The 24,782-nt window shown below is 61.3% G+C and carries 21 protein-coding genes and 1 pseudogene; 11 read left to right on the top strand and 11 right to left on the bottom strand.

Annotated elements, in window-relative coordinates:
• Positions 1 to 4: 4 nt before the first annotated feature.
• Positions 5 to 316, bottom strand: coding sequence for an ElaB/YgaM/YqjD family protein (locus DJFAAGMI_RS05260; protein ID WP_003055367.1), 312 nt, complete (start codon positions 314 to 316; stop codon positions 5 to 7).
• Positions 317 to 900: 584 nt separating this feature from the next.
• On the opposite strand from DJFAAGMI_RS05260, the gene dsrO reads away from it, so the two are divergent.
• From dsrO to DJFAAGMI_RS05245, 3 genes are all read left to right on the top strand, one after another.
• A complete protein-coding gene (gene dsrO, locus DJFAAGMI_RS05255) occupies positions 901 to 1,749 on the top strand; it encodes a sulfate reduction electron transfer complex DsrMKJOP subunit DsrO (protein ID WP_349305216.1) in 849 nt (282 codons plus the stop codon).
• Positions 1,750 to 1,762: 13 nt separating this feature from the next.
• On the top strand, positions 1,763 to 2,803 hold the full coding sequence (gene nrfD / locus DJFAAGMI_RS05250) for an NrfD/PsrC family molybdoenzyme membrane anchor subunit (RefSeq protein ID WP_211456207.1): 1,041 nt from the start codon (positions 1,763 to 1,765) through the stop codon (positions 2,801 to 2,803).
• Positions 2,804 to 2,909: 106 nt separating this feature from the next.
• On the top strand, positions 2,910 to 6,116 hold the full coding sequence (locus tag DJFAAGMI_RS05245; RefSeq protein WP_211456206.1) for a tetrathionate reductase subunit A: 3,207 nt from the start codon (positions 2,910 to 2,912) through the stop codon (positions 6,114 to 6,116).
• A gap of 457 nt (positions 6,117 to 6,573) precedes the next feature.
• On the opposite strand, the gene DJFAAGMI_RS05240 is transcribed toward DJFAAGMI_RS05245, so the two are convergent.
• Positions 6,574 to 6,927 carry a hypothetical protein gene (locus DJFAAGMI_RS05240; protein WP_211456790.1) on the bottom strand — a complete coding sequence of 118 codons (354 nt, stop codon included), beginning with the start codon at positions 6,925 to 6,927 and terminating at the stop codon, positions 6,574 to 6,576.
• Here DJFAAGMI_RS05240 and DJFAAGMI_RS05235 point away from each other — a divergent pair.
• The 3 genes and pseudogenes from DJFAAGMI_RS05235 (at position 6,812) to DJFAAGMI_RS05225 (ending at position 9,089) form a co-directional block, all read left to right on the top strand.
• Positions 6,812 to 7,510, top strand: a complete 699-nt coding sequence (locus DJFAAGMI_RS05235) for a hypothetical protein (RefSeq protein ID WP_211456205.1) — start codon at positions 6,812 to 6,814, stop codon at positions 7,508 to 7,510. The two genes, DJFAAGMI_RS05240 and DJFAAGMI_RS05235, sit on opposite strands and share 116 nt — an antisense overlap.
• Before the next feature lie 79 nt (positions 7,511 to 7,589).
• Positions 7,590 to 8,285: a hypothetical protein gene (locus DJFAAGMI_RS05230; RefSeq protein ID WP_211456204.1), complete on the top strand. Its 696-nt coding sequence runs from the start codon at positions 7,590 to 7,592 to the stop codon at positions 8,283 to 8,285.
• A 275-nt stretch (positions 8,286 to 8,560) separates the two neighbouring features.
• Positions 8,561 to 9,089: pseudogene (locus DJFAAGMI_RS05225) on the top strand (DUF1697 domain-containing protein).
• Between the two features lie 124 nt (positions 9,090 to 9,213).
• On the opposite strand, the gene DJFAAGMI_RS05220 reads toward DJFAAGMI_RS05225, so the two are convergent.
• Complete coding sequence (locus tag DJFAAGMI_RS05220) at positions 9,214 to 9,885, bottom strand: DUF2625 domain-containing protein (protein ID WP_249333814.1); 672 nt, start codon at positions 9,883 to 9,885, stop codon at positions 9,214 to 9,216.
• Positions 9,886 to 10,000: 115 nt separating this feature from the next.
• Positions 10,001 to 10,396 (bottom strand): VOC family protein, encoded by a 396-nt coding sequence (locus tag DJFAAGMI_RS05215; RefSeq protein WP_211456203.1) that lies wholly within the window; start codon positions 10,394 to 10,396, stop codon positions 10,001 to 10,003.
• Between the two features lie 418 nt (positions 10,397 to 10,814).
• Here DJFAAGMI_RS05215 and DJFAAGMI_RS05210 point away from each other — a divergent pair, with 418 nt between their 5' ends.
• Positions 10,815 to 11,717: a LysR family transcriptional regulator gene (locus tag DJFAAGMI_RS05210; protein ID WP_211456202.1), complete on the top strand. Its 903-nt coding sequence runs from the start codon at positions 10,815 to 10,817 to the stop codon at positions 11,715 to 11,717.
• A 168-nt stretch (positions 11,718 to 11,885) separates the two neighbouring features.
• Positions 11,886 to 13,517, top strand: a complete 1,632-nt coding sequence (locus tag DJFAAGMI_RS05205; RefSeq protein ID WP_211456201.1) for an ATP-binding cassette domain-containing protein — start codon at positions 11,886 to 11,888, stop codon at positions 13,515 to 13,517.
• An 81-nt stretch (positions 13,518 to 13,598) separates the two neighbouring features.
• On the opposite strand, the gene DJFAAGMI_RS05200 is transcribed toward DJFAAGMI_RS05205, so the two are convergent.
• Positions 13,599 to 13,991, bottom strand: coding sequence for a hypothetical protein (locus DJFAAGMI_RS05200; RefSeq protein ID WP_419095591.1), 393 nt, complete (start codon positions 13,989 to 13,991; stop codon positions 13,599 to 13,601).
• Between the two features lie 181 nt (positions 13,992 to 14,172).
• On the opposite strand from DJFAAGMI_RS05200, the gene DJFAAGMI_RS05195 reads away from it, so the two are divergent.
• Positions 14,173 to 15,246 (top strand): linear amide C-N hydrolase, encoded by a 1,074-nt coding sequence (locus tag DJFAAGMI_RS05195; RefSeq protein WP_211456199.1) that lies wholly within the window; start codon positions 14,173 to 14,175, stop codon positions 15,244 to 15,246.
• 63 nt (positions 15,247 to 15,309) lie between these two features.
• Here DJFAAGMI_RS05195 and DJFAAGMI_RS05190 read toward each other — a convergent pair whose 3' ends face one another.
• Positions 15,310 to 15,591 carry a YkvA family protein gene (locus DJFAAGMI_RS05190; protein ID WP_211456198.1) on the bottom strand — a complete coding sequence of 94 codons (282 nt, stop codon included), beginning with the start codon at positions 15,589 to 15,591 and terminating at the stop codon, positions 15,310 to 15,312.
• 179 nt (positions 15,592 to 15,770) lie between these two features.
• Complete coding sequence (locus DJFAAGMI_RS05185; protein WP_211456197.1) at positions 15,771 to 16,304, bottom strand: GNAT family N-acetyltransferase; 534 nt, start codon at positions 16,302 to 16,304, stop codon at positions 15,771 to 15,773.
• A 141-nt stretch (positions 16,305 to 16,445) separates the two neighbouring features.
• On the opposite strand from DJFAAGMI_RS05185, the gene DJFAAGMI_RS05180 reads away from it, so the two are divergent.
• On the top strand, positions 16,446 to 16,871 hold the full coding sequence (locus tag DJFAAGMI_RS05180) for a TOBE domain-containing protein (RefSeq protein ID WP_043007730.1): 426 nt from the start codon (positions 16,446 to 16,448) through the stop codon (positions 16,869 to 16,871).
• Positions 16,872 to 16,949: 78 nt separating this feature from the next.
• On the opposite strand, the gene DJFAAGMI_RS05175 is transcribed toward DJFAAGMI_RS05180, so the two are convergent.
• From DJFAAGMI_RS05175 to DJFAAGMI_RS05165, 3 genes are all read right to left on the bottom strand, one after another.
• Complete coding sequence (locus DJFAAGMI_RS05175; RefSeq protein WP_211456196.1) at positions 16,950 to 18,077, bottom strand: suppressor of fused domain protein; 1,128 nt, start codon at positions 18,075 to 18,077, stop codon at positions 16,950 to 16,952.
• 91 nt (positions 18,078 to 18,168) lie between these two features.
• On the bottom strand, positions 18,169 to 20,592 hold the full coding sequence (locus DJFAAGMI_RS05170) for an ATP-dependent DNA helicase (protein WP_211456195.1): 2,424 nt from the start codon (positions 20,590 to 20,592) through the stop codon (positions 18,169 to 18,171).
• Positions 20,589 to 22,349 carry a VRR-NUC domain-containing protein gene (locus DJFAAGMI_RS05165; protein ID WP_249333811.1) on the bottom strand — a complete coding sequence of 587 codons (1,761 nt, stop codon included), beginning with the start codon at positions 22,347 to 22,349 and terminating at the stop codon, positions 20,589 to 20,591. Before DJFAAGMI_RS05165 ends, DJFAAGMI_RS05170 begins: the two co-directional genes overlap by 4 nt.
• 126 nt (positions 22,350 to 22,475) lie before the next feature.
• On the opposite strand from DJFAAGMI_RS05165, the gene DJFAAGMI_RS05160 reads away from it, so the two are divergent.
• Positions 22,476 to 22,805: a carboxymuconolactone decarboxylase family protein gene (locus tag DJFAAGMI_RS05160; protein WP_003055390.1), complete on the top strand. Its 330-nt coding sequence runs from the start codon at positions 22,476 to 22,478 to the stop codon at positions 22,803 to 22,805.
• A 51-nt stretch (positions 22,806 to 22,856) separates the two neighbouring features.
• Here DJFAAGMI_RS05160 and DJFAAGMI_RS05155 read toward each other — a convergent pair whose 3' ends face one another.
• A complete protein-coding gene (locus DJFAAGMI_RS05155; protein WP_249333810.1) occupies positions 22,857 to 24,770 on the bottom strand; it encodes a potassium transporter Kup in 1,914 nt (637 codons plus the stop codon).
• Between the last annotated feature and the right edge of the window lie 12 nt (positions 24,771 to 24,782).

Genomic DNA, 24,782 nt, shown 5'->3' with positions numbered 1-24,782 from the left:
ATGCTTAGCGACGACCCAGCATGAAGCCCAGCAGAGCGCCAACGGCCAGCGCTGCACCGGCAACGCGCCAGGGTTCGTCATGAGCGTAACGATCGGCCACATCGGCAGCTTCACGCGCCTGGCGAGCAGCATCATGGGCAGCACGCACGGCAGATTCGCGCACGTTGGCCATGCTGTCGTCGATGCGCTGACGCAGCGCGCTGATTTCGGGAACCTTGTCCAGTTCACGGGCAGACAGCAGACCGCGCAGATCGCTGACCAGTTTTTCCAGATCGTCTTGGGCAGTGGAAACGGCGTCGGAAACAGAGCGTGACATATCGGTCCTTTCAATGTGACGAAATTGGAATATCGCATGCACTGGGCAGTGCACCAAGATAGCTGCGAAGCAGCAAGCATCGGGGCCGGCCGCTCATAAAACCTGCAGCATGTGAACATCTTACAGAAAACACACCGCCTCCAAGAAACTCGCGTACCCACAGCACTGTCGGACAGCAACGAAACTGCCTCATGCCGGTCCACAAACAAACGCTCAAGGGCCGGACCGCACCGCTGCTGCCCGGGGCGGCAGCCAGCCCCCCCGCATTCGGGGCTGCATCAGGCATGCAGGATACGGAGTTTCGTCTTCAGCGTCGGCAGGCCAGCAAACCTGATTACAGATCGCCATGTATCGATTGCTTAACAGTTCATTAATGAAGCGCCGGCATGCTTGTCGAGCAGTCATGCCCTAGCAGGACTTCCAGTCCAAAAACTCCCGGAAAAGCGAATATTTGACTCAAATCAAGTAGCGCAAATGGCGACTTTCATATAGTCATATTCATATAAAAGAAGTTATTTTAATACTTTTTTATATGTAAAGCATCAGAGTTTTCTGTTGCCAGTGTGACGATGAAAGGAAGGGCCATGCCACTTCAGAAACGAGAACTCTCCGACTGCTCAACCAGCAGCTCGGCCTGCACCTGCAGCACTCCATCCATTACCCGGACACCTGCGCAGGCAGTGGCAGCGCCCACCAAGCGCGGTTTCCTGCAGGACTTGATTGCCATGGCCGCTGGCCTAGGCATTGCGGGCAGCGCCCGCGCAGCGCTGCCCGGCGACCCCAGCTTCCAGCCAGCACGACGCCCCGGCATGGAGGGCAAACGCTTCGGCATGCTGGTCGATATGCGCAAATGCATCGGCTGCCAGGCCTGTACGGTGAGCTGCTCGGTCGAAAACCAGCCCCCCATCGGCCAGTTCCGCACCACGGTGCTGCAGTACGAAATCGATCAGGCCGGCAACACGGCTGCAGCCATGGTCAGTCTGCCGCGGCTGTGCAACCACTGCGACGAGCCGCCTTGCGTGCCCGTATGCCCGGTGCAGGCCACATTTCAGCGCACCGACGGAATCGTCCTTGTCGACAACGAGCGCTGCGTGGGCTGCGGCTATTGCGTGCAAGCCTGTCCCTACGACGCACGCTTTATCAATCACGAAACGCAGACTGCCGACAAATGCACCTTTTGCGAACACCGCCTGGAAGCCGGCCTGCTGCCCGCCTGCGTGGAAAGCTGTGTGGGCGGTGCGCGCGTGATCGGCGACCTGAACGACGCGCACAGCGAAATCAACCAGCGCATCAATGCCCATAAGGACGATATCAAGGTCCTCAAACCCGGCATGAAGACCAAGCCGCATGTCTTCTACATCGGCCTGCCCGATGAGTTCGTGAACGGCGTGGACGGCCAGGCCACGGTTCGCCTTGTTGCCGAACATCTATGAAAGGAGTGCCCTCATGCAAATCATTGAACTCCTGACCCCGGCCTACGAAGCGGCCTGGCTGCCCTGGGCCGTGCAGTATTTCTTTCTGGTCGGTGTGGCCACGGGGGCCGCGCTGCTGACCTCGGCCTGCGCATTCGGCCCGGCCCACGGCTTGCGCCAGCGCCTGCTGCCCACGGCTGTGCTGGTGTTGGCCATGAGCGCGATTGCCGCACCTGTCGCCCTGCTGGCCGATCTGCACCAGCCAGCGCGCTTCTGGCATTTCTATGCCCACCTCACTCCCTGGTCGTGGATGAGCCTGGGTGCCGTGCTCATGCCCAGCTTTGTCGGACTTTGCGTGCTCATATGTGCGCTGTGGTGGATGGGCAGGCCGCAATGGATGCGCCTGCTGGTGCCTGTTCTGGTGCTGTCCACGCTCAGCATCGTGGTCTATACGGGCGCCGAAATCATGGTCATCCGCTCGCGCCCACTGTGGAACACACTGTGGGTACCGATCAATCTGGCGCTCAGCGGCTGGCTGGCCACTGTGGGCATGGGCTTTGTGCTGTACCGCTTTTTGCCTCGGGCCTTGCAGCCGGATGCAGCAGCCCTGCAAGGGCTGCGCCATCTGGGCCTGTGGCTGGCCACCGGCCTGATTGCCAGTGCCCTGACCTGGGGAATTGCCGGCATCGCGGGCCAGAGCCCTTCCTTCTATATGGCGACGCGCCTGTTCAAGGAGTTCCCTGTCTGGCGCATCTCCATGCTGGGCTCGGCCGTGTTTGGCGCCGCCGTGGTGATGGCCCTGCTGCGTGGCGAGCATCGTCTGGCAGCCAAGGGCTACACCCTGGTGCTGGGCATAGGGCTGGCCGCATCGGCCTGGGCCTTCCGCTGGGCGCTGTTCATGGGCGTGCAAGGCGTACCCAAATTCGGCGCCGGCCTCTATCTCTACAGCATGCCACTGGGCGGTGACGGCCTGATGGGCATGCTGGGCGTGGCCGGCCTGTGCGTGGCACTGGTCGCCATGGCCACCTGGGCACTGGAGCTGTTCCCGGTGCGCAAGCAAGCGAGCACTGTTTAAGAATCAAGCCAAATACGCATAAAACGCAATACCAGCAAGCGCTTGCAGCTATCAATATCATAGAAACACTGCTGCGCTTGCCCTTCCCCATACCAAGGGCAAGACCATGAATGACAAGAAACTCCCCCCTGAACAATCACAAGACGTCGAGACCGACCGCACCGGCGCCGGTCGCACAGATGCCGGTCGCCGACGCATGCTGCTGCGCGGCGGTGCCGTTGCAGGCGGTCTGGCGGCTTTTGCTGCAGGCTATGGCGAAACCGTGGCCAAGGGAGCCAAGGGGCTGATCACCGGAAGCTCGGGCAAATCCACCCAAAGCGCCACGCGCGGCAACTCGCTGACGCCAGAGTTCCGCATCGATCCCGTCAGCGGCAAACTCACGACCCAGCCCGGCCAGGTGGTCAGCCCCTCCTCGTGTCTGGGCTGCTGGACACAGTGCGGCGTGCGTGTGCGCGTAGATACTGCCGACAACCGGATCATCCGTATTGCCGGCAACCCCTATCACCCGCTGGCCACCACACACCCCGCCCCCATGGAAGCACCGGTGCGAGAGGTCTATGCCATGCTGGGCGGTGACAACGGCCTGGAAGGCCGCGCCACCAGTTGCGCGCGCGGATCGGCCATGCTCGAGCATCAAAAAGCCCCGCATCGCATTCTCAAGCCGCTCAAGCGCGTGGGCCCACGCGGCTCCGGACAGTGGAAGAGCATCACGCTCGAAGAGCTGGTTCAGGAAATCTGCGAAGGCGGCGATCTCTTCGGCGAAGGCCATGTGGACGGTCTGCGCGCCATCCGCGACGTCAATACGCTGATTGATGAAGCCAACCCCGAATACGGCCCCAAATCCAACCAGCTGCTGGTGACGGAAGCCGCCAACGAAGGCCGCACCCCTCTGGTCAACCGTTTTGCCAAACAGTCGTTCGGCACCATCAATGTGTCCAACCACGGCTCCTACTGCGGTCAGACCTACCGGGTGGGCACGGGGGCGGCCCTGGGCGATATGGCCGGCATGCCCCACGGCAAGCCGGACTGGAAGAATTCTCGCTTCGGCCTGTTCATTGGCACCTCGCCGGCCCAGTCTGGCAACCCGTTCCAGCGCGTGGGCCGCGAGCTGGCCGAGGCGCGTTCACGCGGCGAGAACACGTACAAATACGTGGTGGTCTCGCCCATGCTGCCCACTTCGTCCAGCCATGCCGCGGGTGACAACAACCGCTGGCTGCCCGTCAAACCCGGCAGCGACCTGGCGCTGGCCATGGGTCTGATCCGCTGGATCATCGACAACGAGCGCTATGACAGGCAGTTTCTGACCCAGCCCGGCCCCGCCGCCATGGCTGCCGCTGGCGAAGCCAGCTGGAGCAACGCCACCCACTTGCTGATCAACGATCCCAGGCACCCGCGCTATGGCCAGTTCCTGCGCGGCGCCGATATCGGTCTGCCCACGCCTGAGCCGGTCGATGAAAAAACGCCCGCCGAGGATGTCTATGTGGTGCAGCTGGCCGATGAATCGCTGGCCGCGCACACCGTGGCCCAGAGCGCCGAGCTGATCGTGGATCGCGAGTTCACGCCCCGAAAGACTGCGGACGCGACCGAAGAGCCCACTCCTGTTGCTGTCTGCACCGCCTTTGTCAAACTGCGCACCGAAGCGCACAAAAAGACGCTGGAAGAATACGCGTCCCTGTGCGGCGTGTCGGTCAAGGAAATCGAGGATCTGGCGCACGAATTCACCAGCCATGGCAAGCAAGCCGTGGCCAACTCCCACGGCGGCACCATGAACGGCTCGGGCTTCTACACCGCCTATGCCATCGCCATGCTCAACAACCTGATCGGCAACTTGAACGTACGCGGCGGCTGGGTCATGGACGCAGGGCCATTTGGCCCCTTCGGCCCCAGCCCACGCTACAACTTTGCGCAGTTTGAAGGTGCAGTCAAACCCCGGGGCGTGGCCCTGTCGCGCACCAGGTTCCCCTACGAGAAGACCAGCGAATTCAAGCGCAAGAAGGAAGCGGGCCAGAACCCCTACCCCGCCCAGGCCCCCTGGTACCCCGCGCCCGGCGGCCTTTCCAGCGAGATGCTGGCGGCCGGCATGCTGGGCTACCCCTACCCGGTCAAGGCCTGGATCAACCACATCAGCAACCCCATCTATGCCATGTGCGGCTTCGAGAATGCGCTTGCCGATTCGGTCAAGGACGTTAAAAAGCTGCCGTTGTTTGTCTCGGTCGACCCCTTCATCAACGAGACCTCGGCACTGGCCGACTACATCGTGCCCGATACCGTCACCTATGAAAGCTGGGGCATTGGTGCACCCTGGGCCGATGTGGTGGCCAAGAGCAGCACGGTGCGTTGGCCCACCGTCGATGCCGCCACCGCCAAAACGGCAGACGGCCAACCCATCGGCTTTGAGAGCTTTGTCTTTGCCGTGGCCAAGCAGCTGCGCCTGCCCGGCTTTGGCAAGAATGCCATGTCCACCAAAGACGGCGAGCCGCTCGATCTGGAAAACGCCGAAGACTTCTATCTGCGCGGCATGTGCAACATCGCCTACCAGGCCGGCAAGCCCGTGCCCGAAGCCAGCGATGACGACATCGCCATCACCGGCCTCGACAAGTGGATGCCGTCGCTGCAAAAGCGTGTCGCCCCGGAGGAAGTGCGACGCGTCGCGATGGTCATGAGTCGTGGCGGTCGCTTTGACAAGGTCGAAGATGCATGGAAGGACGACCAGCTCAAGCTTCAGGCCAAGTTTCCGGTCACTTTCTGGCACGAAGGTCTGTCCAGGATGCGCCACTCCATGACCGGCGAGCGTTACAGCGGCTGCCCCACCTGGTATCCCGCGCGCCTAGCCGATGGATCGGATATGCGTGCCGTGTTCACCGAGCAAGACTGGCCGCTGACCATGACCAGCTACAAGTCCAACCTGATGAGCAGCATGTCCATTGCCGCCTCGCGCCTGCGCCAGGTGCACCCGCACAATCCTGTGAGCATCAACAAGGCCGACGCGGCAAAGCTGGGCATCGCCAACGGCGACCCCATCGAAATCAGCACCCCTGGCGGCAAGCTTCAAGCAGTCGCTCTGGTGCGCGCCGGTATTGCGCCAGGCGCCATCGCTATCGAGCATGGCTATGGCCACAAGCAACTGGGCACCGTGGCCCACAAGGTGGACGGCCGGCCCACCCATGCCAACCCGCAGCATGGCAATGGTGTGAACCTCAATGCTCTGGGCTTTGCCGATCCGACCCGGCCGGAAAAGGACAATGTCTGGATCGACTGGGTATCGGGGGCAGTGGTCAGGCAAGGACTGCCAGTGAAGCTGCGAAAAGCTTGATGACCGCTTGAAGCTCTGGCGGGCGATCGGAACGCGAAATCCCATCGCTCGCATCTGCGCAGGGAGAGCTGCCGGCAAGCCGCGTCGCTATTTGGGGGATGCGATAAATACCGAAGCCGGATCAGACCCAGCCCGATATGGGACATGGCAAGCCATATCCGTTATTCCGGTAAGGCCGTCTTTCGTATTCTGGTTCCGGAAAGTTCGGAGGAACTGAACATGAATTCAAAAAAATAATGGTCAACGGCATTTAATTGCACAATATTTACAATTAAAAACCACTTAGAAAGGGTATTTAAACCAAAAGAATAATAAATCTCCCCCCCATTGGCTGGAAGCACTTACCCAAAGATGACTCTGCAGCTCAATGGTCATATTGTTTTGAAATTTACAATTAAAAACAATGCATCAAATACTCATTTACGCTTCATTGTTGATAGCAATGAAGTTCTGAATTTCAATAAATTATAAAAATAGCACTACCTACCTGAAAGGGCCTCGACGCATGCCCAAACAAGGTATTTCTGTTTTCATCCGGCTTATTGAAACTGCCATTAACCGAAGGAACGTTTTGGAACAACATGTGCCAGGCCAAAACGTAATCGCGGTTGGCACTGATCATTGGGCTATGGCAAATGGTCTTTCGCTTGGAAATTTCCCGGTTGTCCGAGAACTGGCTATTCAAAGGAATGATCATGAAGAAGTCTTTGATTGTCATGGCGGTTGTTGCATTGGCTGGTGTGGCATCTGCTACAGCCAGCAGTTCCAGCCTTGCCGCAACCAACACGGGGACCAATGCCTCGTCGGGCACTTACTCCTCGGCCGGGAGCTCAGGCACAGGCAGTGCTGTGAGCTTCAATAGCGCGACGGCAGGTGCTCAAGCAAGCGGCTTTGGGAACAGTACCGGCATGAGCGGTTCCTGGGGACCCATGGCTGCAGGACACTCCAGTGTCGGCGGAAGCGCCTCCACCACGGGAACCGTCACCAGCCTTGCGGCGACCACCGGGGGCGGCGTTGCGGGAGGCTATGGAGCCACCAATGCCAACGCACATTCGGATGTGGGCAGCAATTACCAGGGCCAGGCTCCCGGCAAGCTGGTCAGCGGGGGCGCGGGAGGCTACGCCAACTCGAGCACCAACAATGTCGCTGGCACCGCGTCCATGGGCAACGGCATCGCGGCGGTGAACAGCACGGCCCATACCAACTCCTACTTTGGCGCGAACTCGCAGGCGCTTTCGGGCCCTGGCGGAACCTCGACCAGCAATAACTCTGGTGCGACCTCCGTCGGCAATGCGACAACGACCGGCTTCAGTTTGGGCAACGCCATCGGTGGCTCCAACGGCGGCGGCACTTCGGGCAATGCCTATGGATGGGCCAACTCGGCAGCCAACTAAATAAGGTCCGCGAACCCAGTTGTATTGCCCCCGAGTCGAGGCTTACCAAGTCAAGACTCGGGGTCAAGGGAGAAACAGCATGAAAGCCTCGATCGCCTTGCTAAGCCTTTGTGTCCCTGTGTGCGGTTTTGCGCAAAGCGCCGACAGCAGTGCTCAAAGCCTCTCCAGCTCCTCGGCCGTGGGAGCGCAACAGAATCAGTCCATCACCATCGTCAATCCGGTTGCTGCAGCGGACAGCCGATCGGTATCCAGCATCGAAAGCCACTCCACTTCAAGCTCGGATCAAAACATAACGACCAGCGGCACAACCACCCAGAATCTGAACAGCAGCGTATCCGGGACATCCAGGAATATCGTCGAGTACAGCGGCAGCTACACCGTGAAGAACGTACCCAGCGTGAGCGGCCCCAACCTCACGACCAGCAACGACACCTGCATGGGCAGCAGCAGCGGCAGTGCCAACGGCCCCGGCTTTGGCGTGAGCTTCGGCTCGACCTGGACGGACGAGCATTGCACGCGCCTGAAAATGAGCCGCGAGCTCTGGAACAAGGGCATGAAGGCAGCTTCACTGGCGATGGACTGCATGGACCCTGCCGCTCGCATGGCCCTGGAGATCACGGGCTCCAAATGTCCTCAGTCCATGACCGCAGAAGAGCGCCGCAACCACTATGGGCCAGATGCATCTGCGCAGGCCAGCCCCGCTCCGGTGGCTTCCGGTAACAGGCCTGAACAGGCAACTACGTCCAGCCAGACAGCAAGCCTCTACCCGAATTGATGACCATTCAATCCCGGAGGCTGTGATCGGCAGGCCTGCCACCACCATTGGCAATGGCAGGCTGTTGCCGAGGCCCTGCCTCGCCGACGCCAGGCTGGCTTCGGCTCAGCTCTTGCTCGGGTTTCAGCATCTCACGTGAAATCCGAGGCCCGGCTGCCAGGTCTCGCCAGCTATTGCGATACGCTAGCATCTCCGCCAGCGCCCTTGCTTCGCATCGTGCGAACCCACCTTTGCAGGCTGGTGTACTCCTTCGAGATCCCGCCAAGGTATCGGTCATGCCCATCTATATCGCTCTGCTGCGTGCCGTCAATGTCGGCGGAACCGGCAAACTTCCCATGGCGGAGTTGAAGTCCATGTGCGAGGCCGAAGGCTTTACACAGGTACAGACCTATATCGCCAGTGGCAACGTGGTGCTGAAAGCAGATTGCTCTGCACAGCAACTCAAGTCGGCCGGCCAGCTACGCGGGAAAGCCCATGGAAGTCTTTGTGCGTACGCTCCAGCAGATGACGCAGGTGCTGGAGGCCAATCCCTTTCCCGAGTCCCCGGGCAACCGCGCTGTCGCCATCTTTCTTGAGGAGACACCTCCTGCAGACGCGCTGTCCCAGATCAAGGGTCGCAACGACGAACAACTGCAACTGGGTCGCCGTGAAATCTATGTGGCTTACGGTGCGGGAATGGGCAACTCCAGACTCAAGATCCCTGCAGCGGCCTCAGGTACGGCCAGAAATCTCAACACGATTGCCAAACTGGTCGAGATGGCGGCTGCACTTGATGGTGGTGGAACGGGGTCCGGCAAACGCTGATTCCAGCCTTAGCCTATGATGCGCAGCGCAGGCCAGCAAACCGGTTGCCCCTTGCCGCTTCACAATCGATTGAAGCTGGCCGCTCAATGGATCAAAAGCCAGCTGCCTCGGCGCTTGCCTCGGATCAGCCTAGGTCTGGCAATCCACTCTGGCTCATGAAAGCATAGTGCTCGGCCGCAGACACCGGTTTGCGCGCGCTCGAACACACACTGCCTTGTTCCGTGAAAAGAAAGGGATAAAAACTCAGGCACGCGTCATTGCCCATGTCGGCCACTTCGGTTTCCCAGCCTTCCCAGCGCAAGTCTCGATAGAAATCGCGCAGCCGCTCGGTGAAAGCCCATTGCATGAATGCCGTATGCCCGATCCCCAAGGACTCCCAGACCCAGGTATCCGGAGCCAGATAATGGACAGCACCCAGATCTTCACCGAGCGCTCCGCCGTTGATCGCAAAGAATCCGCCCACCGCATCGTCGGCAATCAACAAGAACCCACTACTACGCCCGCGATTCCAGCTCGCGAGATCGCGTGTGAGCCTGGCATGCCCGCAACCCAGCATCCTGAGCCAGCCTCCGTCAACCAGGATTCCGCCGGTTCCATGTGCGACTGCCCCGAGCGGCGAGCGCGTCGTGACCTGCAATGCCAGCAACACGGAGTCGCTCTGCGCCGAAGAAGGAAGGCACTCCACAGGAATGCTCGCATCCTGCGCCCAGGCCTGAATCAGCGGCAAAGCCGGTTCGTTACGTTCCAGAAGCTCCGCCAATGCACGCATCGATTCCTCATGAAGAAAAGCAAACAATGTCTATATTTTGACACTGCGCCTGCCCCGTCCTGAGTCAGGCTGAACACGGCAGATTGATACCCCACTCGCCCCAGGCTTGATTGCGCATTCGCTCGAGCCTGGGTCTGAGCTGCTAGCTGGCCTCCGGCAAGCTCTGGATTGGCTGTCCCGGCTGACTGCCAGCCTGATTCAGACCTATGGTGCAGCCAAACGGATCGAGCAACATGGCCACAACAGCGCCAAGACTGGTAACGATCGGGCCACGGAACAAGACTGCGCCTCGTCGCTCCAGTTCCTGCCGCGCCAGATGCAGATCGTCCACCTCCCAGTAAACGGTTGTCCCACCGGCTCCGCCAGGGCACTTGCTATCAAGTGGGTGGAATCCGATCAGACATGCCGGCGTGCTGATGAACGCATAGTGATGATTCTCATACTGCACCTGCACCTGAAACAGTTCGGCATACCAGATGGCCGCAGCGTCGATATCGGGGACGAACAGCACAACGGATTGAATTTGCTTGAGCAACATAAGCTCTCCAAGACTCTCTGAAACAGCAACCCGCAATGTAACGCCGACCTGGTGCTGACAAGAGGATTGCTGTCATCGCCTGCACTCTTCTGCCATAAGCGGCAGCCCTTTGAAAGCCGTACCGCAATCTTCAGCCGCCATTCGGAGGCACCCTGAACCCAACCATCACTCGCGCCTCTGCTCGCTCCAGCCAATCCCGGACTTGTGCCAGCCAGCCTCCTGCGCGGGCCTGCCCGGATCCTGCCGCTTCAAGCCCGTGCGTGAGCCCAGCTGCAGTCCTGTCATCCAACGCGTCATAGCCCATACCAGGGTGTTCAATTCGATGATTTTTCATGGTCGGCCAATGGTCTTTGTCCGCCAAACATCTGTAAAGTTGAATGATCTGACCATTCAGTTCAGAAAATCTGATGCAATACCCATGCGAAACCTGAATCTCGACCAGTTGCAGACGCTGATTGCCATCGCCGATCTCGGCACCTTTGCCGCGGCAGCCCAGGCGCTGCATCTGGCGCCACCCACGGTCAGCCTGCACATCAAGGAGCTGGAGACACGCATGAACGCCACGCTGTTGCTGCGCGGCAGGCGCCAGGCAGAACTGACGTCGGCCGGCCAGGTGCTGGTGCAGAAAGGACGCAAGCTGCTGGAGGCCGGCGACGACCTGATCGATCAGGTGCAGCGCCATGCAAGCGGCCGCGCCGGCCTGGTCAAGGTAGGCGTGTCGGCCGGGGTCAACATCCGGCTGTTTCCGCTGATGCTCGATGCCCTGAGTCGTCACAGCCCCGGCATAGACATCAGGCTGGAGGCGGTGGGCTCGGCCAACTCCATGCAACGCCTCCAGGCCGGAACGCTGGATATCGGCTTGGTCGCCAGCCCACAGGCTGAGACGGCAGAGATCACGCTCACGCCCTGGCGTAACGATCCCATGGTGGCTCTGTTGCCCGCAGCCTGGACGGTCCCTGACCGCATCAGCCCCGAATGGCTGGCAAGCCGCCCCTGGGCCTGCTTTGCCTCCGCCACGCAGATGCACGGCCTGATCGCCGGCTGGTTCGGCCAGGCCGGCCTCAGCCCTCGCCCCTTCATCGCCCTGACCTATACCGAAGCGCTCAAAAGCCTGGCGGCAGCCGGTCAGGCTGCGGCGCTGTTGCCGCTGGAGGCCATGGAAGAGCAGCAACAACTGAGCAGCGTGCAGATACGACATCTGTCGCCCACCTTGATGCGCCCCATGGCCATCGCCCATCGCCAGTTGCCAGCCCTGAACCCGGCGATCGCCAGCGTGCTGAAAGTGCTGGCTGAATTCGGCAATCAGCCACGCCTTGCTTGACCTGAGCACCGCACTGCTTAAAATCGACCTCTTTCACCTTCCAACGAGGCTCTTCACCCATGCGCCATTGATGCCGCCGTCTGACTGACGGCCACCATCCCTTCTTCCTTTCGCTGCCACCGTTATGCGCAGCTGGGGATGTTCGGCATCAACCCATCGCATGGTTCTATGACAGAAGCTCGCTTGACGCTGCATGGCGTCTCCTACACGCTGCCCAATGGGCGGCCACTCTTTTCCAATCTGTGCTGCAACTTCGGCTCTCTGAGCTCAGCGCTGGTGGGCCGTAATGGCGTGGGCAAGACCGTGCTGGCACGCATCCTGGCTGGAGAGTTGTCCCCTGGTAGCGGCAGCGTGACGCGTGCGGGCCGCATTCACTATCTGCCGCAGAACCCGCTGGCGTCCCGTCCAGACCTGAACCTTGCTGCGCTCGCAGGCCTGAGCGGCACACTGCAGGCACTGGAGCGTATTGAACAAGGCAGTTGCGAAGCCAGCGACTTCGAACTGCTGGCCGAGCGCTGGGATATACGTCAGCAGTTTCAGGCGCAGCTCGAGCGGGTCGGCCTGCCCCGGCTGTCGCCGCAAACCCCTGCCAGCCAGCTCAGCGGCGGTCAGGCCATGCAGGTCGCTCTGCTGGGCGCACAGCTGGCCCAGGCCGATTTTCTGATTCTTGACGAGCCCAGCAACCACCTGGATGCTGCCAGCCGCTCGGCCCTGGCGCAGCAGCTGCGGCAATGGCGCGGCGGCCTTTTGCTGATCAGCCATGACAGGGTCTTGCTGGAAGTCATGGACTCCGTGGCGGAACTGAGCGCCAACGCAATCATGATCTACGGCGGCAACTACTCTTTCTACAGAGAAGTCCAACAACAGCAAAGCCGGAATGCAAAAGACGAACTGGCACGACTCAAGCTGGAGCGCAGCCGCGCCGAGCAGGCCTTGCGCACGCAGCAGGAACGTCAGAGTCGCAGGCAGGCACGCGGTGAAAAATTGGGCAAAAACGGCAACCAGGCCAAGATTTTGCTGGACGCAGGCAAGGAGCGCGCCCAAGCTTCAGGCGGCAAGCTGGCGACTCAGCAGGCCGCAGCGCGTGAAGCCCTGAACCAGAGCGTGCGCGAGGCCGCCCTGGCGCTTCAGCGCCAGGTGGACTGGCAGGCCGAGAGCATTCACTGGCATCTGCCGCAGGGACTGACGAACCTCGGAGATCGCATAGTGGCTGAACTGCGCGAGGTACAACTGCCTCATGTGGCAAGGCACTCACCCCTGAGCCTTGTACTGCGCGCCGGTCAACGCATGGCCATCACCGGGCCAAACGGCTGCGGCAAGTCCACGCTGCTGCAACTGCTGGCCGCTCAGCTGCAGCCGCTGGTGGGCGAATGCAAGCTGAATGTGACGCATGCCGTGCTCGACCAGCATCAGAGCCTGCTGCAACCCGCATCGTCGGTACTGGCCCAGTTGCTGGCCGCGAGTCCGAGCACGCCCGAGTCGCTGCAGCGCGTGCGCCTGGCACAGCTAGGGCTGGACGCGCGCCATGTCGACCAGCCCACCGGGCAGCTCAGCGGAGGTGAACGTCTCAAGGCTGCCATGGCCTGCGCGCTCTACCGCGACCAACCAGCTCAATTGTTGCTGCTGGACGAGCCCGACAACCACCTGGATCTGCCGTCCCTGCAGGCGTTGGAAAGCATGTTGTGCCAATACGCGGGCACGCTGCTCATCGTCTCGCACGATGCGATGCTGCTTCAGACTCTGGAGTTGACGCACCAGCTGAACTTTGCCGCCGGGACATGGGCATTGACAGCACTCTGACCGCTGGAGCCGGCTCGGTCCGCACGCTGCGCATCCAGCCTGCGGGCTCGCACCTGGCCCCCTGGTTTCGACTTCAGAGCTTCAGGAGGTCTTTTTCCAGTTCCTGCCGTCCGTCGAACGGTAATCGCCTCCTGTGGCACAGCAACCGCCTGCGCCAAAGGCCATGCGCCCCAGCGTGACCGAAAGCACGCCGGCCTCATGCCGGATGGACTGCCGCTGGCAGGAGGTGAAGAAAGGATACGGCTCGGGAGCCAATACCTTTTCCCAGCGGACTTCGTCTTTTTCCAGAGACTCCACGAGAAAGACCTCGCAGTCATGGACCAGCAGGAACACCGGCTGGCCTGCCAGCACGCCCTTGAAGACCTGCTCCGGCGGCGCATCCCGCGTGGCCTGCGCCTGCCGGCTCAGCGGCGCTGGCGGCTCGGCAAAGTCACAAGCTGCCAGCGCTGTCAGCGCCAGCAGCACAACAGTCATCAAAGGCCTTGGCATCATGGAAGCAGTATGCCAGCTGCTTTGGGCGTGCCCGACCGGCGCCGCCGCAGAGCTTGCCGAGCTAGGTTAGGCTATGCGCCTGGGACTGCGGGCCCTGCCAAGCTGGAGCCCTGCTGCAGTCACTTCCGTCGAATTCATGCTTACAGTACAAGGAGTAGATTTGATGAAAAACAGAATGCCGCGCATGCGCCCCCTGCTGGCCACCCTGCTGCTCGCCGCTTCCGCTGCAGCCGCCACGACCAGTGCCTGGGCCTGCACCCGGCTGGTCTACCACGGTGTGGACGGCCAGATCATGACGGCCCGCTCCATGGACTGGAAAAGCGACATTGTCAGTAATCTCTGGGTACTGCCGCGCGGCATGGAGCGCAACGGCCAGACCGGTCAGAACACGCTGCGCTGGAAGTCCAGATACGGCAGCGTCATCACTTCGGGCTATGACATCTCGACCACCGACGGTGTCAACGAAGCCGGCCTCAACGCCAATCTGCTCTGGCTGGTGGAGTCCCAGTATCCGAGCTTTGATGCCAAGAGCAAACCGGGGCTGACAATTGCCGCCTGGGCACAATATGTGCTGGACAACTTTGCCACCGTGAAGGAGGCCGTGGCCGCGCTGGAGAAGGAGCCGTTCACCATCGTCTCGGACAATGTGCCCGGAGAGAACCGCCTGACCACCTTGCATCTGTCCATGTCGGACGCCAGCGGCGACAGCGCCATCGTTGAATACATCCAGGGCAAGCAGGTCATTCACCATGACCGCAAGTACCAGGTGATGACCAACTCGCCCACCTTCGACCAGCAACTGGCGCTCAACAGCTACTGGCAACAGATCGGCGGCACGGTCATGCTGCCCGGCACCAACCGCGCAGCCGATCGCTTTGCGCGGGCCTCGTTCTATGTGAACGCAATTCCCAAGGACCCTAACCCCAACAAGGCACTGGCCAGCGTGTTCAGCGTGATCCGCAATGTCTCGGTGCCCTACGGCATCAGCACTCCCGATCAGCCCAATATCTCGTCCACGCGCTGGCGTACGGTGTTTGACCACCAGCGCAAGCTGTACTTTTTCGAGTCGGCTCTCACACCCAATACCTTCTGGGTCGATCTCAAGGCACTGGATTTCGATGCGCAAACCGGCAAGGTCATGAAGCTGGACCTGGGCGCCGACCAGAGCCATACCTATTCGGGCAATGCCACGGCGCAATTCAAGCCCTCCAAGCCCTTTCAGTTTCTGGGCATCTAAGCTCTGACAGGCATGTGAAAAAGCGACCGGCGCCCGGTGTATCAGCGCTGGTCGCCATGGTTCTCAAAGAGCCTTGACGCCCACACGTTCGCGCAATGAGCCCAGCAGTTCAGCTGGCAAAAGCCGGAAAGCCAGTTGCAACAGCAAAAAGCCGATCAAGCCGTCGTCCAGCCATCCCAGAACAGGAATGGTGTCGGGCACGAAGTCCAGGGGACTGATGAGGTAGAGCGCTGCCAGCACAGTGGCGAATTTGGCGGCTCTGGGCGAGCGCGGGTCGCGCAGCACGGCCCAGGCAAGCAGCAGTTCTTTGCGAAAGCGACTCAGCAAACGGCCCAGTTTCCACATGGCGGCGACCCCTTCAAAGCGACAAAATACCAGTCCTTAGCTTGCGATCGGTCTCAGGGAAAACAAGAGAGTAGCCATTTTCTGGAGGCACAAAATGTATCCAGGAACCCGGTCCATTCAGGAAAGGCTCGCTGCAGCGCTTTGTAGGCAGCCGCCGAATGCTATATTTTTAGGATCAATCAACCATCCACCGGATTCAGCGGCGTCTGCAGCGTGAGCTGATAGAAGGCCAAATCCAGCCAGCGGCCGAATTTGAAGCCCACCTGCGGCATCAGGCCCACGGACTCAAAACCCAGACGCTTGTGCAGCGCGATGCTGCCTGCGTTGGCGGCATCGATGGCACCGACGAGTACATGCACGTCGCCACGCTGCCTGGCCTCGGCAATCAGCAAATCCATCAGTTGCTGACCCAAACCACGGCCCCGGTGTTCGGGGTGGACATAGACCGAATGCTCAACCGTGTACTTGTAGGCCGGATATGCGCGAAAACTGCCCCAGCTGCAAAAGCCAAGCAACCGGCCTTGCGCATCCTCGATGCCGATGACGGGAAATCCTCCCGCACGTTTGGCCTCGAACCAGCTGACCATGTTTTGCGCCGTGCGCGGCTGGTAGTCGTAAAGTGCCGTGGAGTTGACGATGGCATCGTTGAAAATGTCCAAAATCGCAGCGGCGTGGCGTTCGTGCGTGCATTGCACGATGTTCAGATCACTCATTTCTTGGCCTCAGGCACCCAAATCAGAGCCAGTATTATGGGCAAGGTTGCAGCAGCCGTGGCCCTCGCAACGTTTAACTGCACTGGTCCGGGTGCTATAAGAATAAGTCCAAGTTCCCAGCGGCATTTTAAGGAAGCCCTCATGCAAAGCAGCGCACGCAACCAGTTCAGGGGTCATGTCTCCCATATCAGCCATGGCATCGTTACCGATGAGGTCCAGATCCGCACCGAACACCAGGCCGAACTGGTGGCCACCATCACACATGGCAGCGCCGTCAGTCTGGGCCTGAAGGCCGGCAGCTCGGTGATCGCCATGGTCAAAGCGCCCTCCGTGATGGTGGTGACGGATTGCGAAGGCGTACGCTTTTCGGCACGCAACCAACTCACTGGCAAGATCACCCGGATCAAGCCCGGCGCGGTGAACTCCGAAGTGACCATTGATGCTCAAGGCCTGCAGGTGGTGGCCATGGTCACGCAGGAAAGCACCGAGAACCTGGGCCTGGCCGTTGGCAAGACGGCCACAGCCTTGTTCAAGGCATCCCAGGTCGTGCTGGCAGTGCTGCCCTGAAGAACGAGTCGCCCGTTCAGGCACGTCCATGGGCTGCGCGAGACCGCGCGTATGGCTTGATTGCAGCTGTTTTGCGGCTTAGCGCTCTTCGTACCTGCCGGTCACGCGCCCTTGACTATCCGTCACCACACTGCTCTTGACCTGCCAGACCAGACCATCAAGCCCGGGCACCGTGTACTCACCGTCGCGCCCCTTGACGGCCTGCTTCCAGGCCTGCATCTGAGCCGGGGTCAAGCTTAGCTTGAGCTCATGGTCGCTATGCCAGTCCAGCAGCCCCCCTTCACTGTCGCCGGCGGGCACCAGCTCCAGCGTCGAGCCATCGCCCGCCAGAATCAAGGGACGACCATGGGGCAGGCGTGCCGGCAGCATAGCCTTGAGGTCGCGCACGCCAAGGCTGCCCAGGCGAATCACGGTCTGGGGGCTGCGCAGCAGGCGCTTGCGGTGACTGAAGCCCAGAACATCGTTGTAGAGCACGCCCGTCTTCGAGCCTTCACGCACCGCGCCGGCGTCGATGGCGGCCTGGACATCGGGCAGATCATGCATGCTGGGCCTGGCCAGATCGGTGATCCACAGCGGCATATAGCTCTGCAGCGACTGAAGCGCTCCCTGAACATTCCAGCGACGCACCTCGCGCAACTCATCGCTGGTCAGCCCCACCAGCTGCAGAAACATCAGGTCGCCATAAGGCGTGTGAATGGCCTGCAGCTCGGGGTCCTGCACAAAGCCCATTTCGGTCAGCAGCGTGTCGGCATCTGCCTTGATCGGACCATTGGCCGTCATCCAGTGCCCGGGGGCGAGCACGTTGCCGGTACGAAACACATATCGAGCAATATTTTGCAAAAAGTTAACAGGCCAACTAGGTGCTTCCTGTTCGTTGGCCCCGCGCAACAATCTGAAGCTCAGCTCGAAACCATAGCCGCTGGGCTTGCCCGGAGCAATGTCGTAGCTGTCGTCCAGGTCGCCGTACAAATCGCTGAAGCCGTAGCTGACATAGTGCCAGTGCGGAACGCCCTGCTCGCTGCGATAGACGCTGACGCCGTCCAGCGGATCGTCTCCCCCGAGACGAAACTTGATCAACGTGCCGAAATGGGTGGGCTGCTGATCGCCATAAACCGTCTGCAGCGCCTTATCGATTGCATCCCATCCCTGGCTGCCCTCTTCCCCGGTGGCTTGGGACTGAGAGTCGTAGGTGTCGCGGGAATTCATGGCCTTTTTCTCCTTTGCCCCAAGTATCAAGGCGCATGGAGGCCGTTTGGCACGGATTACAAACGGAGATGTGAGCGAGCGTTTCTGGCCGCTAGGCTTTCCGGAAATCTCGGCAGGGCCCCTCGATATGCCACCAGGCAGGCAGCAGCGCCCGCACCTCGGCGCGTGCGAAGCGGTCGTCCATCAACACCAGAACACCGCTATCGTGCTCGCTGCGTATGACTCGGCCAGCCGCCTGTACCACCTTGCGCAGGCCGGGGTAAAGATAGGTGTAGTCATAGCCCAGCCCCACTCCCATGGCCTGATCCATGGCACGCTGCATGGCTTCGTTGACAGGGTTGAGCTGGGGCAGACCCAGTGTGGCGACAAAAGCACCGATCAGACGACTGCCAGGCAGATCCACGCCCTCGGAAAAAGCACCGCCCAGCACGGCCAGACCCAGACCCTGGCCGCCCTCGACAAAGCGGGCCAGGAATTCGGCACGCCCAGCTTCGTCCATTCCGCGCTGCTGCTGCCATAACGGCAGTTGCGGGTGCCGCCGCTCCACGGTTGCGGCGACTTGCTGCAGATACTCAAAACTGCTGACAAAACACAGATAGTTGCCGGGATGACGCGCATATTGCTGAGCGATCAGATCCGCCATGGGTGCCAGAGACGCTTCGCGATCACGCCAACGCGTGGAGATATGGCGAGCAATATGCACCTGCAACTGCCGGGCCGCAAACGGTGCAGGGACATCGAGCCAGGCGGTATCTACCGGCAGTCCCAGCAGGTCACGGTAGAACCCGGGCGGGTTCAGCGTGCCTGAAAAGAGCACCGATGCCTGTGCTGCTGCATGGCGTGCCGCCAGATGCGGTGCTGGCACCACGTTGCGAATGCACAGCGTGGATGACAACCCACCCGGCCTGCCCGCGCGACCCAAGGGCTGAGGCCGCTGAATATCAAACAGCGCATGCGGCCCGAACTGATCGGCCAGTGCCTGAAAATGCAGCAGTTCCCAGTAAAAACCCAGCAAGGCATCGTCGGCAAGTGCGTGCTGCCCCACTGCGGCGACATGGCCGCCTGTCTCCTGCTCTGCGAGTTGATCCGCGATGGCGCCCACGGCCCGCTGCACGGCGCCCAGCAGTGCGCCGGGAATGCTCTCGTAGCTTTGGTAGTGGGCCTGATCCTGGGCCTTGTTCAGCGCCTGCCACTGGCGCTGCAGTGCATCGAGTGCCTTTTTGACAGCACCGGTCGCTGCCTGGCGGGCCTGTGCCAGATCAAACTGGGACAGCGATGCCGTATACATGCTGCGCGCGCGCTCCAGCAGATTGTGCGCCTCATCCACCAACACGCCCACACGCCAGTCCTGCTGCAAGGCCAGGGCATACAGCATGGCCGCACTGTCGTAGTAATAGTGGTAGTCGGCCACCACCACATCAGCCCAGCGTGCCAGCTCCTGCGACAGGTAATAGGGGCAGATGCCATGCTGCAAGGCAAGAGTCCGCAATGCCGGAGCATCCCAGAGCGGCAGTTGTAGCGCCTGCTGCCTGGCCGCAGGCAGCCGGTCAAAGAAGCCACGCGCCAACGGACAGGACTCCCCGTGGCAGGCCTTGTCTGGATGCTCGCAGGTCTTGTCGCGCGCCTGCATGTCCAAGACACGCAAGGGCACAACCGGCGGCGCGGTAGCCGACGACAATGCTCGCGGCAAGGCTTGCTGCAGCTGACCCAGTGCATGCAGCGCCAGTCCATGGCCCGTGCCCTTGGCAGTGAGAAAGAACAGCTTGTCCAGACCGGCCGCATCAGCCTCCGAGACGCCCTTGGTCATGACAGCGGCCAAGCTCTTGAGCATAGGGAAAATCGTGGCCAGGGTCTTGCCGATGCCAGTCGGGGCCTGGGCCATCAGACAGCGACCGCCTGCGCCGGCATGGGCCGTGCGATAGACGGCCACGGACAGCTCCCGCTGCCCTGCCCTGAAGGCCGGCATGGGAAACTTCAGCTGTGCCATGGCCACATCACGCGCCTGACGGTGGGCGGCCTCGCTGCGTGCCCAGTCGAGATAGCGGGCACATAGCGATTCGAAGAAGGCCTGCAGTTCGGTGGCAGAACATTCCTCCACCAGCACGGTCTCCTCTGCGCTGCCGATCTGGAAATACACCAGCGCCAGCTTGATCCGCTCAAGGCCGCGCTCCTGGCACAGCAAATGACCATAGACCCTGGCCTGGGCCCAATGCAAGGCCCGATGATGGGGACGCACGCCGTCAAGCCGGCCCCGGTAGGTCTTGATCTCTTCAAGTTGCTGCTGCACGCCGTCAAAGCCATCGGCTCGGCCGCGAACCTGCAGCTCCTGGAACCGACCGCTGAGCGCCAGCTCCGCTTCGTAGCCTCCCGCTTTTTCACGCCGCTTCTGCACCACGGCATGGCCTTCCATGCCCTCCAGCGCACTGGGCGCGGGCGTGAAGCGCAGATCCAGATCGCCGCCGCGCGCCGTGAACTCGCACAGTGCGCGTACTGCCACGCTAAACGCAGGCTTCATGGCGTGCTACCTTCGTCACGCCACTGCACATGGCAAACGCGCACGGGAATGCCCTGCTCCGTGCAATAGGCCAGCCAGCGAATCTGGTTGTCCTGCAACTTGTCGCCCGGTGCCTTGACTTCCACCAGCTCGTAGCGTGAACCGGCATCGGACCGCAGAGGCCAGAAGCGCACCAGATCGGGAAAACCGGTGCGGTTGGCCTTCAGATCCAACAGCAGCCGTGCGAACAGAATCCGCAGATGGGCGGCAGGCATGCAATCGAGCGCCAACTCCAGCAGCTCTTGCGTCAATGTGCCCCAGAACACGAACGGCGACTGAACCCCTTGCTTATCGCCAAAGCGCTGGCGGATCGTGGCCTGGTAACGACCATCCTCCAACTCGGCCAAGCAGGCATCAAACAGAGGCTGGCGGCGCAGCACAAAATCCGGTGCACCCAGATCGGCCGGCCCACTCTGGAAGGGATGAAAAAAAGCCCCCGGCAACGGCGCAAAAACGGCGGACCAGCACAGCAGACCGAATAGCGAGTTGACCAATGCGTTCTCCACATAGAACACGGGCGCATCGGCGCTATGCCAATGGGCTTGCAGCGCGTACTCCACCGCCATGGGCTGGGCGGGTCGGTCCAGCTGCACATCGCTTCGCAGGGCTGCCACGGCCGGAGCCAGAGCCGGCTGGCGCCCCGTGGCCCCAAGTCCCATGCTGCGACTCAGACGCGGCAGCATGCGCGCCACGCGCTGACGCTCCTCCTCACTTTCAGGCGCCGCCTGTGCCTGGCTGGCAAGAGCCAGCGCCTGATCAAAGCATTGCATGCGCTCCAGCACGCGAATATGACGGTGGCGTGCGCCCGCATAGCGGCTGGCGGTGTAGGCCTGAGCCGCCAGCGGCCAGTCCTGCAGCCTCTCGCACACCTGGCCCAGTTTCAGTAAAACCTTGGCCCGGCGCATATCCAGCCATGGGTTCTCGCTATTATTTGCAATAAGCGCAGGCAGCAATTGCGCCGGCTCCACGCCTTCGTCGAGATCCCGACGCCGGGCCGATATCTCCAGATAGAAGTCCAGATCTTCGCGGCGCTGAAATGCACGCGAGTCAACATCCAGCGCCACCGGCTCGTAGCGGAAAATACCGAGGTCGGCCAGTACGAACTCCGACCAGTCCTGGTAGAGATTGCCAAAGAACATCAGCCGCAGACGCTCTCCCAGCTCGCCCACCATGACGCGCCAGACAGGCTCCTGGGCCTCTGGGTGCCAGACGGCATAAGGCCGGGGCTCGGGTTGCTTCTCGGCCATCCACTGCAACATCTCGGCCTTGCGCATGGAAGAGCACAGCTCAAAGCCAGTCAGGATCTGCAGCAGCTCGGGTTTGGTGTGCAGGCCGAACAGCTCGACCGCATCCATGGGCTCGGTGGTACTGAGCCAGCCACATTCCAGCAAGGGCGCAGCAGCATAGACCGTCTCCGGAATCTCCTCGTAGGCGAGCTTGCTGGCGCGAAACCAGGGCCCGCGCCGCATCAGCATGCGTACCAGCAGCGCCCTGGAGTTCTGCGGCAGCCGCGCAAAGCCGGCGACGAAATCAGCCTCCTGCTCGCTGAACAGATCGCCATAGCGCTGCGCCAGCCAGTCCAGCGCTTGCTGGAAGTTGTGCAGATAGTAGAAGCGGTGCGGCGGAAGAATGGCGGCTTGGGATGCGGTCACGGTGACGCTCACAAAATGCTCGGCGAAAAGACGGGTGGATGCCGACCATGAGAACTGTATTTTCATACAGCTCGAAAATCCCTTCAAACTCCTCCGAACCAGGGATTACAGATCGGCGGACGAAACGCGTGTGGCTTGAACACCCTGTGGCAGTGGCACACAATCAACGCTTCATTTAACAAGGAGCAGGCAATGCTGGACTGGAACGAATACCGCAAGGAACTGGCAGGCAGGCTGGGAGAGTTCGCCGAGTTGAGCCCGGGCACCATGGAAGGCTACAAGGCCCTGTCCGGCGCGGGCAAGAAGACCGGCCATCTCGATGCCAAGACACGCGAGCTGATTGCCATCGCCGTGGGTGTGACCACGCGCTGTGACGGCTGCATCGCCGTGCACACCAAGGCAGCCAAGGCCGCGGGAGCCAGCAGGGAAGAAATTGCCGAAGCACTGGGTGTGGCCGTGGCCTTGAATGCGGGTGCTGCCATGGTCTATTCGGCCCGCGCTCTCGATGCGCTGGGCGAGTAAGACTCTCAAGGGATCGCAGCCGGCGATTCACCGGCTCGCCATCCCGCCCCTTCAAAGCACGACCTGCGTGCCCAGTTCCACCACCTGGTTCGCAGGCAGCTTGTAATAAGTGGCCGCGCTGGCCGACTGGCGCGACATCCAGCCAAACAGCGCACAGCGCCAGGCGGAAAGACCACCGGGCCCGTCCACCACCTGTACCCTGGCTACGAAAAAGCTGGTCGTCATGGGGTCAAGGTTCGGTATCTCGCCATCGACATCCGGTGTCATCCGCTTGAGCGCCGCCGGAATATCGGGCTGCTCGCGAAAACCGAAATGCATATCCAGCGCCCAGACCCCGTTGCACATGGGCTTGAGCCTCAGGCGCTCGCCCTCATGCACATAGGGTGTGTTCTCGTTGATCACGTGGAGAAACACCGTCTGCTCATGCATGACCTTGAAATGCTTGAGATTGTGGAACAGCGCATTCGGCACCAGCTTGGGGTCGGAAGTCAGATAGACAGCCGTGCCGGACACCACAGGCACGCCGCTCATGGGCGAGCTCATCAGATCGCTCATGGGGATATCGAGGCGGCGCCTGTGCTCGGCCACCAGCTGGGTACCGTCACGCCAGGTCATCAGCGCGATGAAGATGATGGCGCCCAGAGTCAGCGGCAACCAGCCGCCCTGCTCCAGCTTGGTCAGATTGGAGGCAAAAAAGCCTATCTCCAGCGCAGCAAAACAGGCCAGCGCTGCGAGCGTGACGGATCTTGCGCGGCTGCGCCCCAGATAGACCACAAAGCCCACCAGCATGGTGGTGATCAGCATGGTGCCCGACACGGCAATGCCATAGGCCGCCGCCAATGCCCCCGAGGACTTGAAGGCCAGCACCAGCGCGATCACTGCCAGCAGCATCAGCCAGTTCACGCTGGGGATGTAGATCTGGCCCTGCTCCTGATCGGAGGTGTGCAGCACGCGCACACGCGGCAGATACCCGAGGCGGCTGGCCTGCAGCGTCATGGAATAGGCCCCCGAGATGGTCGCCTGAGAGGCAATCACCGTGGCGGCGGTGGCCAGCACCACAAAAATCAGCAGCCAGGACGGCGAGGCCAGCAGAAAAAAGGGATTGCTGGCCGCCGACGCATCACGCAACAGCAAGGCGCCCTGGCCGAAGTAATTGAGCATCAGAGCCGGAAACACCAGCCCGTACCAGCCCAGGCGCACGGCCCGGCTGCCGAAATGTCCCATGTCGGCATAGAGGGCCTCGGCGCCTGTCATGGCCAGAAACACGGCCGAGAGCAGAAAAAAGGCCTTGTCCGTGTGCTGCACGGCGAAGCGAAGCGCATGCAGCGGGTTAACGGCCTGCAGCACCAGGGGCGTCTGCACAATGCTGGCCACACCTGCCCAGGCAATGCAGAGGAACCAGACAATGGTGACCGGGCCGAACAGGCGCCCCACCACGCTGGTGCCCTTCATCTGAATGGAGAACAGCCCGATCAGAATTCCTATGGTGATGGGAACGATGAAATGCTCGAACTCCGGCGTGGCAATGCTCATGCCCTCCACGGCGGAGAGCACGGAAATTGCCGGCGTGATGATGGCATCCCCATAGAACAGCGCGGCCGCAAACACTCCGGCTGCAACCACAAAGCGCGAGCGCCGCGACTGATCCCCCATCACGCGGTGGGCCAGCGCCGTCAGCGCCAGCACACCGCCCTCTCCATCGTTGTCGTGGCTGAGCACCACCCACACATATTTGATGGCGACGATGACGATCACGGCCCAGAGCAGTGCCGAGAGCGCGGCCAGCACATTCTCGGGCCCCACCGTCAGCCCGTGGGTGCCGGTAAAAGCCTCCTTGAACGCATAGAGCGGGCTGGTGCCGATATCGCCGAACACCACGCCCAACGCCGCCAGTGTCAATGCCGACTGGCTGCTGCCCTTCCCTGTATTCCCATCCCTCTGAAGCCCGTGTTTGCTCTGTGACATAACCATGCTTTT

This window comes from Comamonas brasiliensis, from assembly GCF_018292285.1.
Classification (GTDB): Bacteria; Pseudomonadota; Gammaproteobacteria; order Burkholderiales; family Burkholderiaceae_C; genus Comamonas; species Comamonas brasiliensis.
This window is presented reverse-complemented; position numbering and strand designations above follow the sequence as displayed.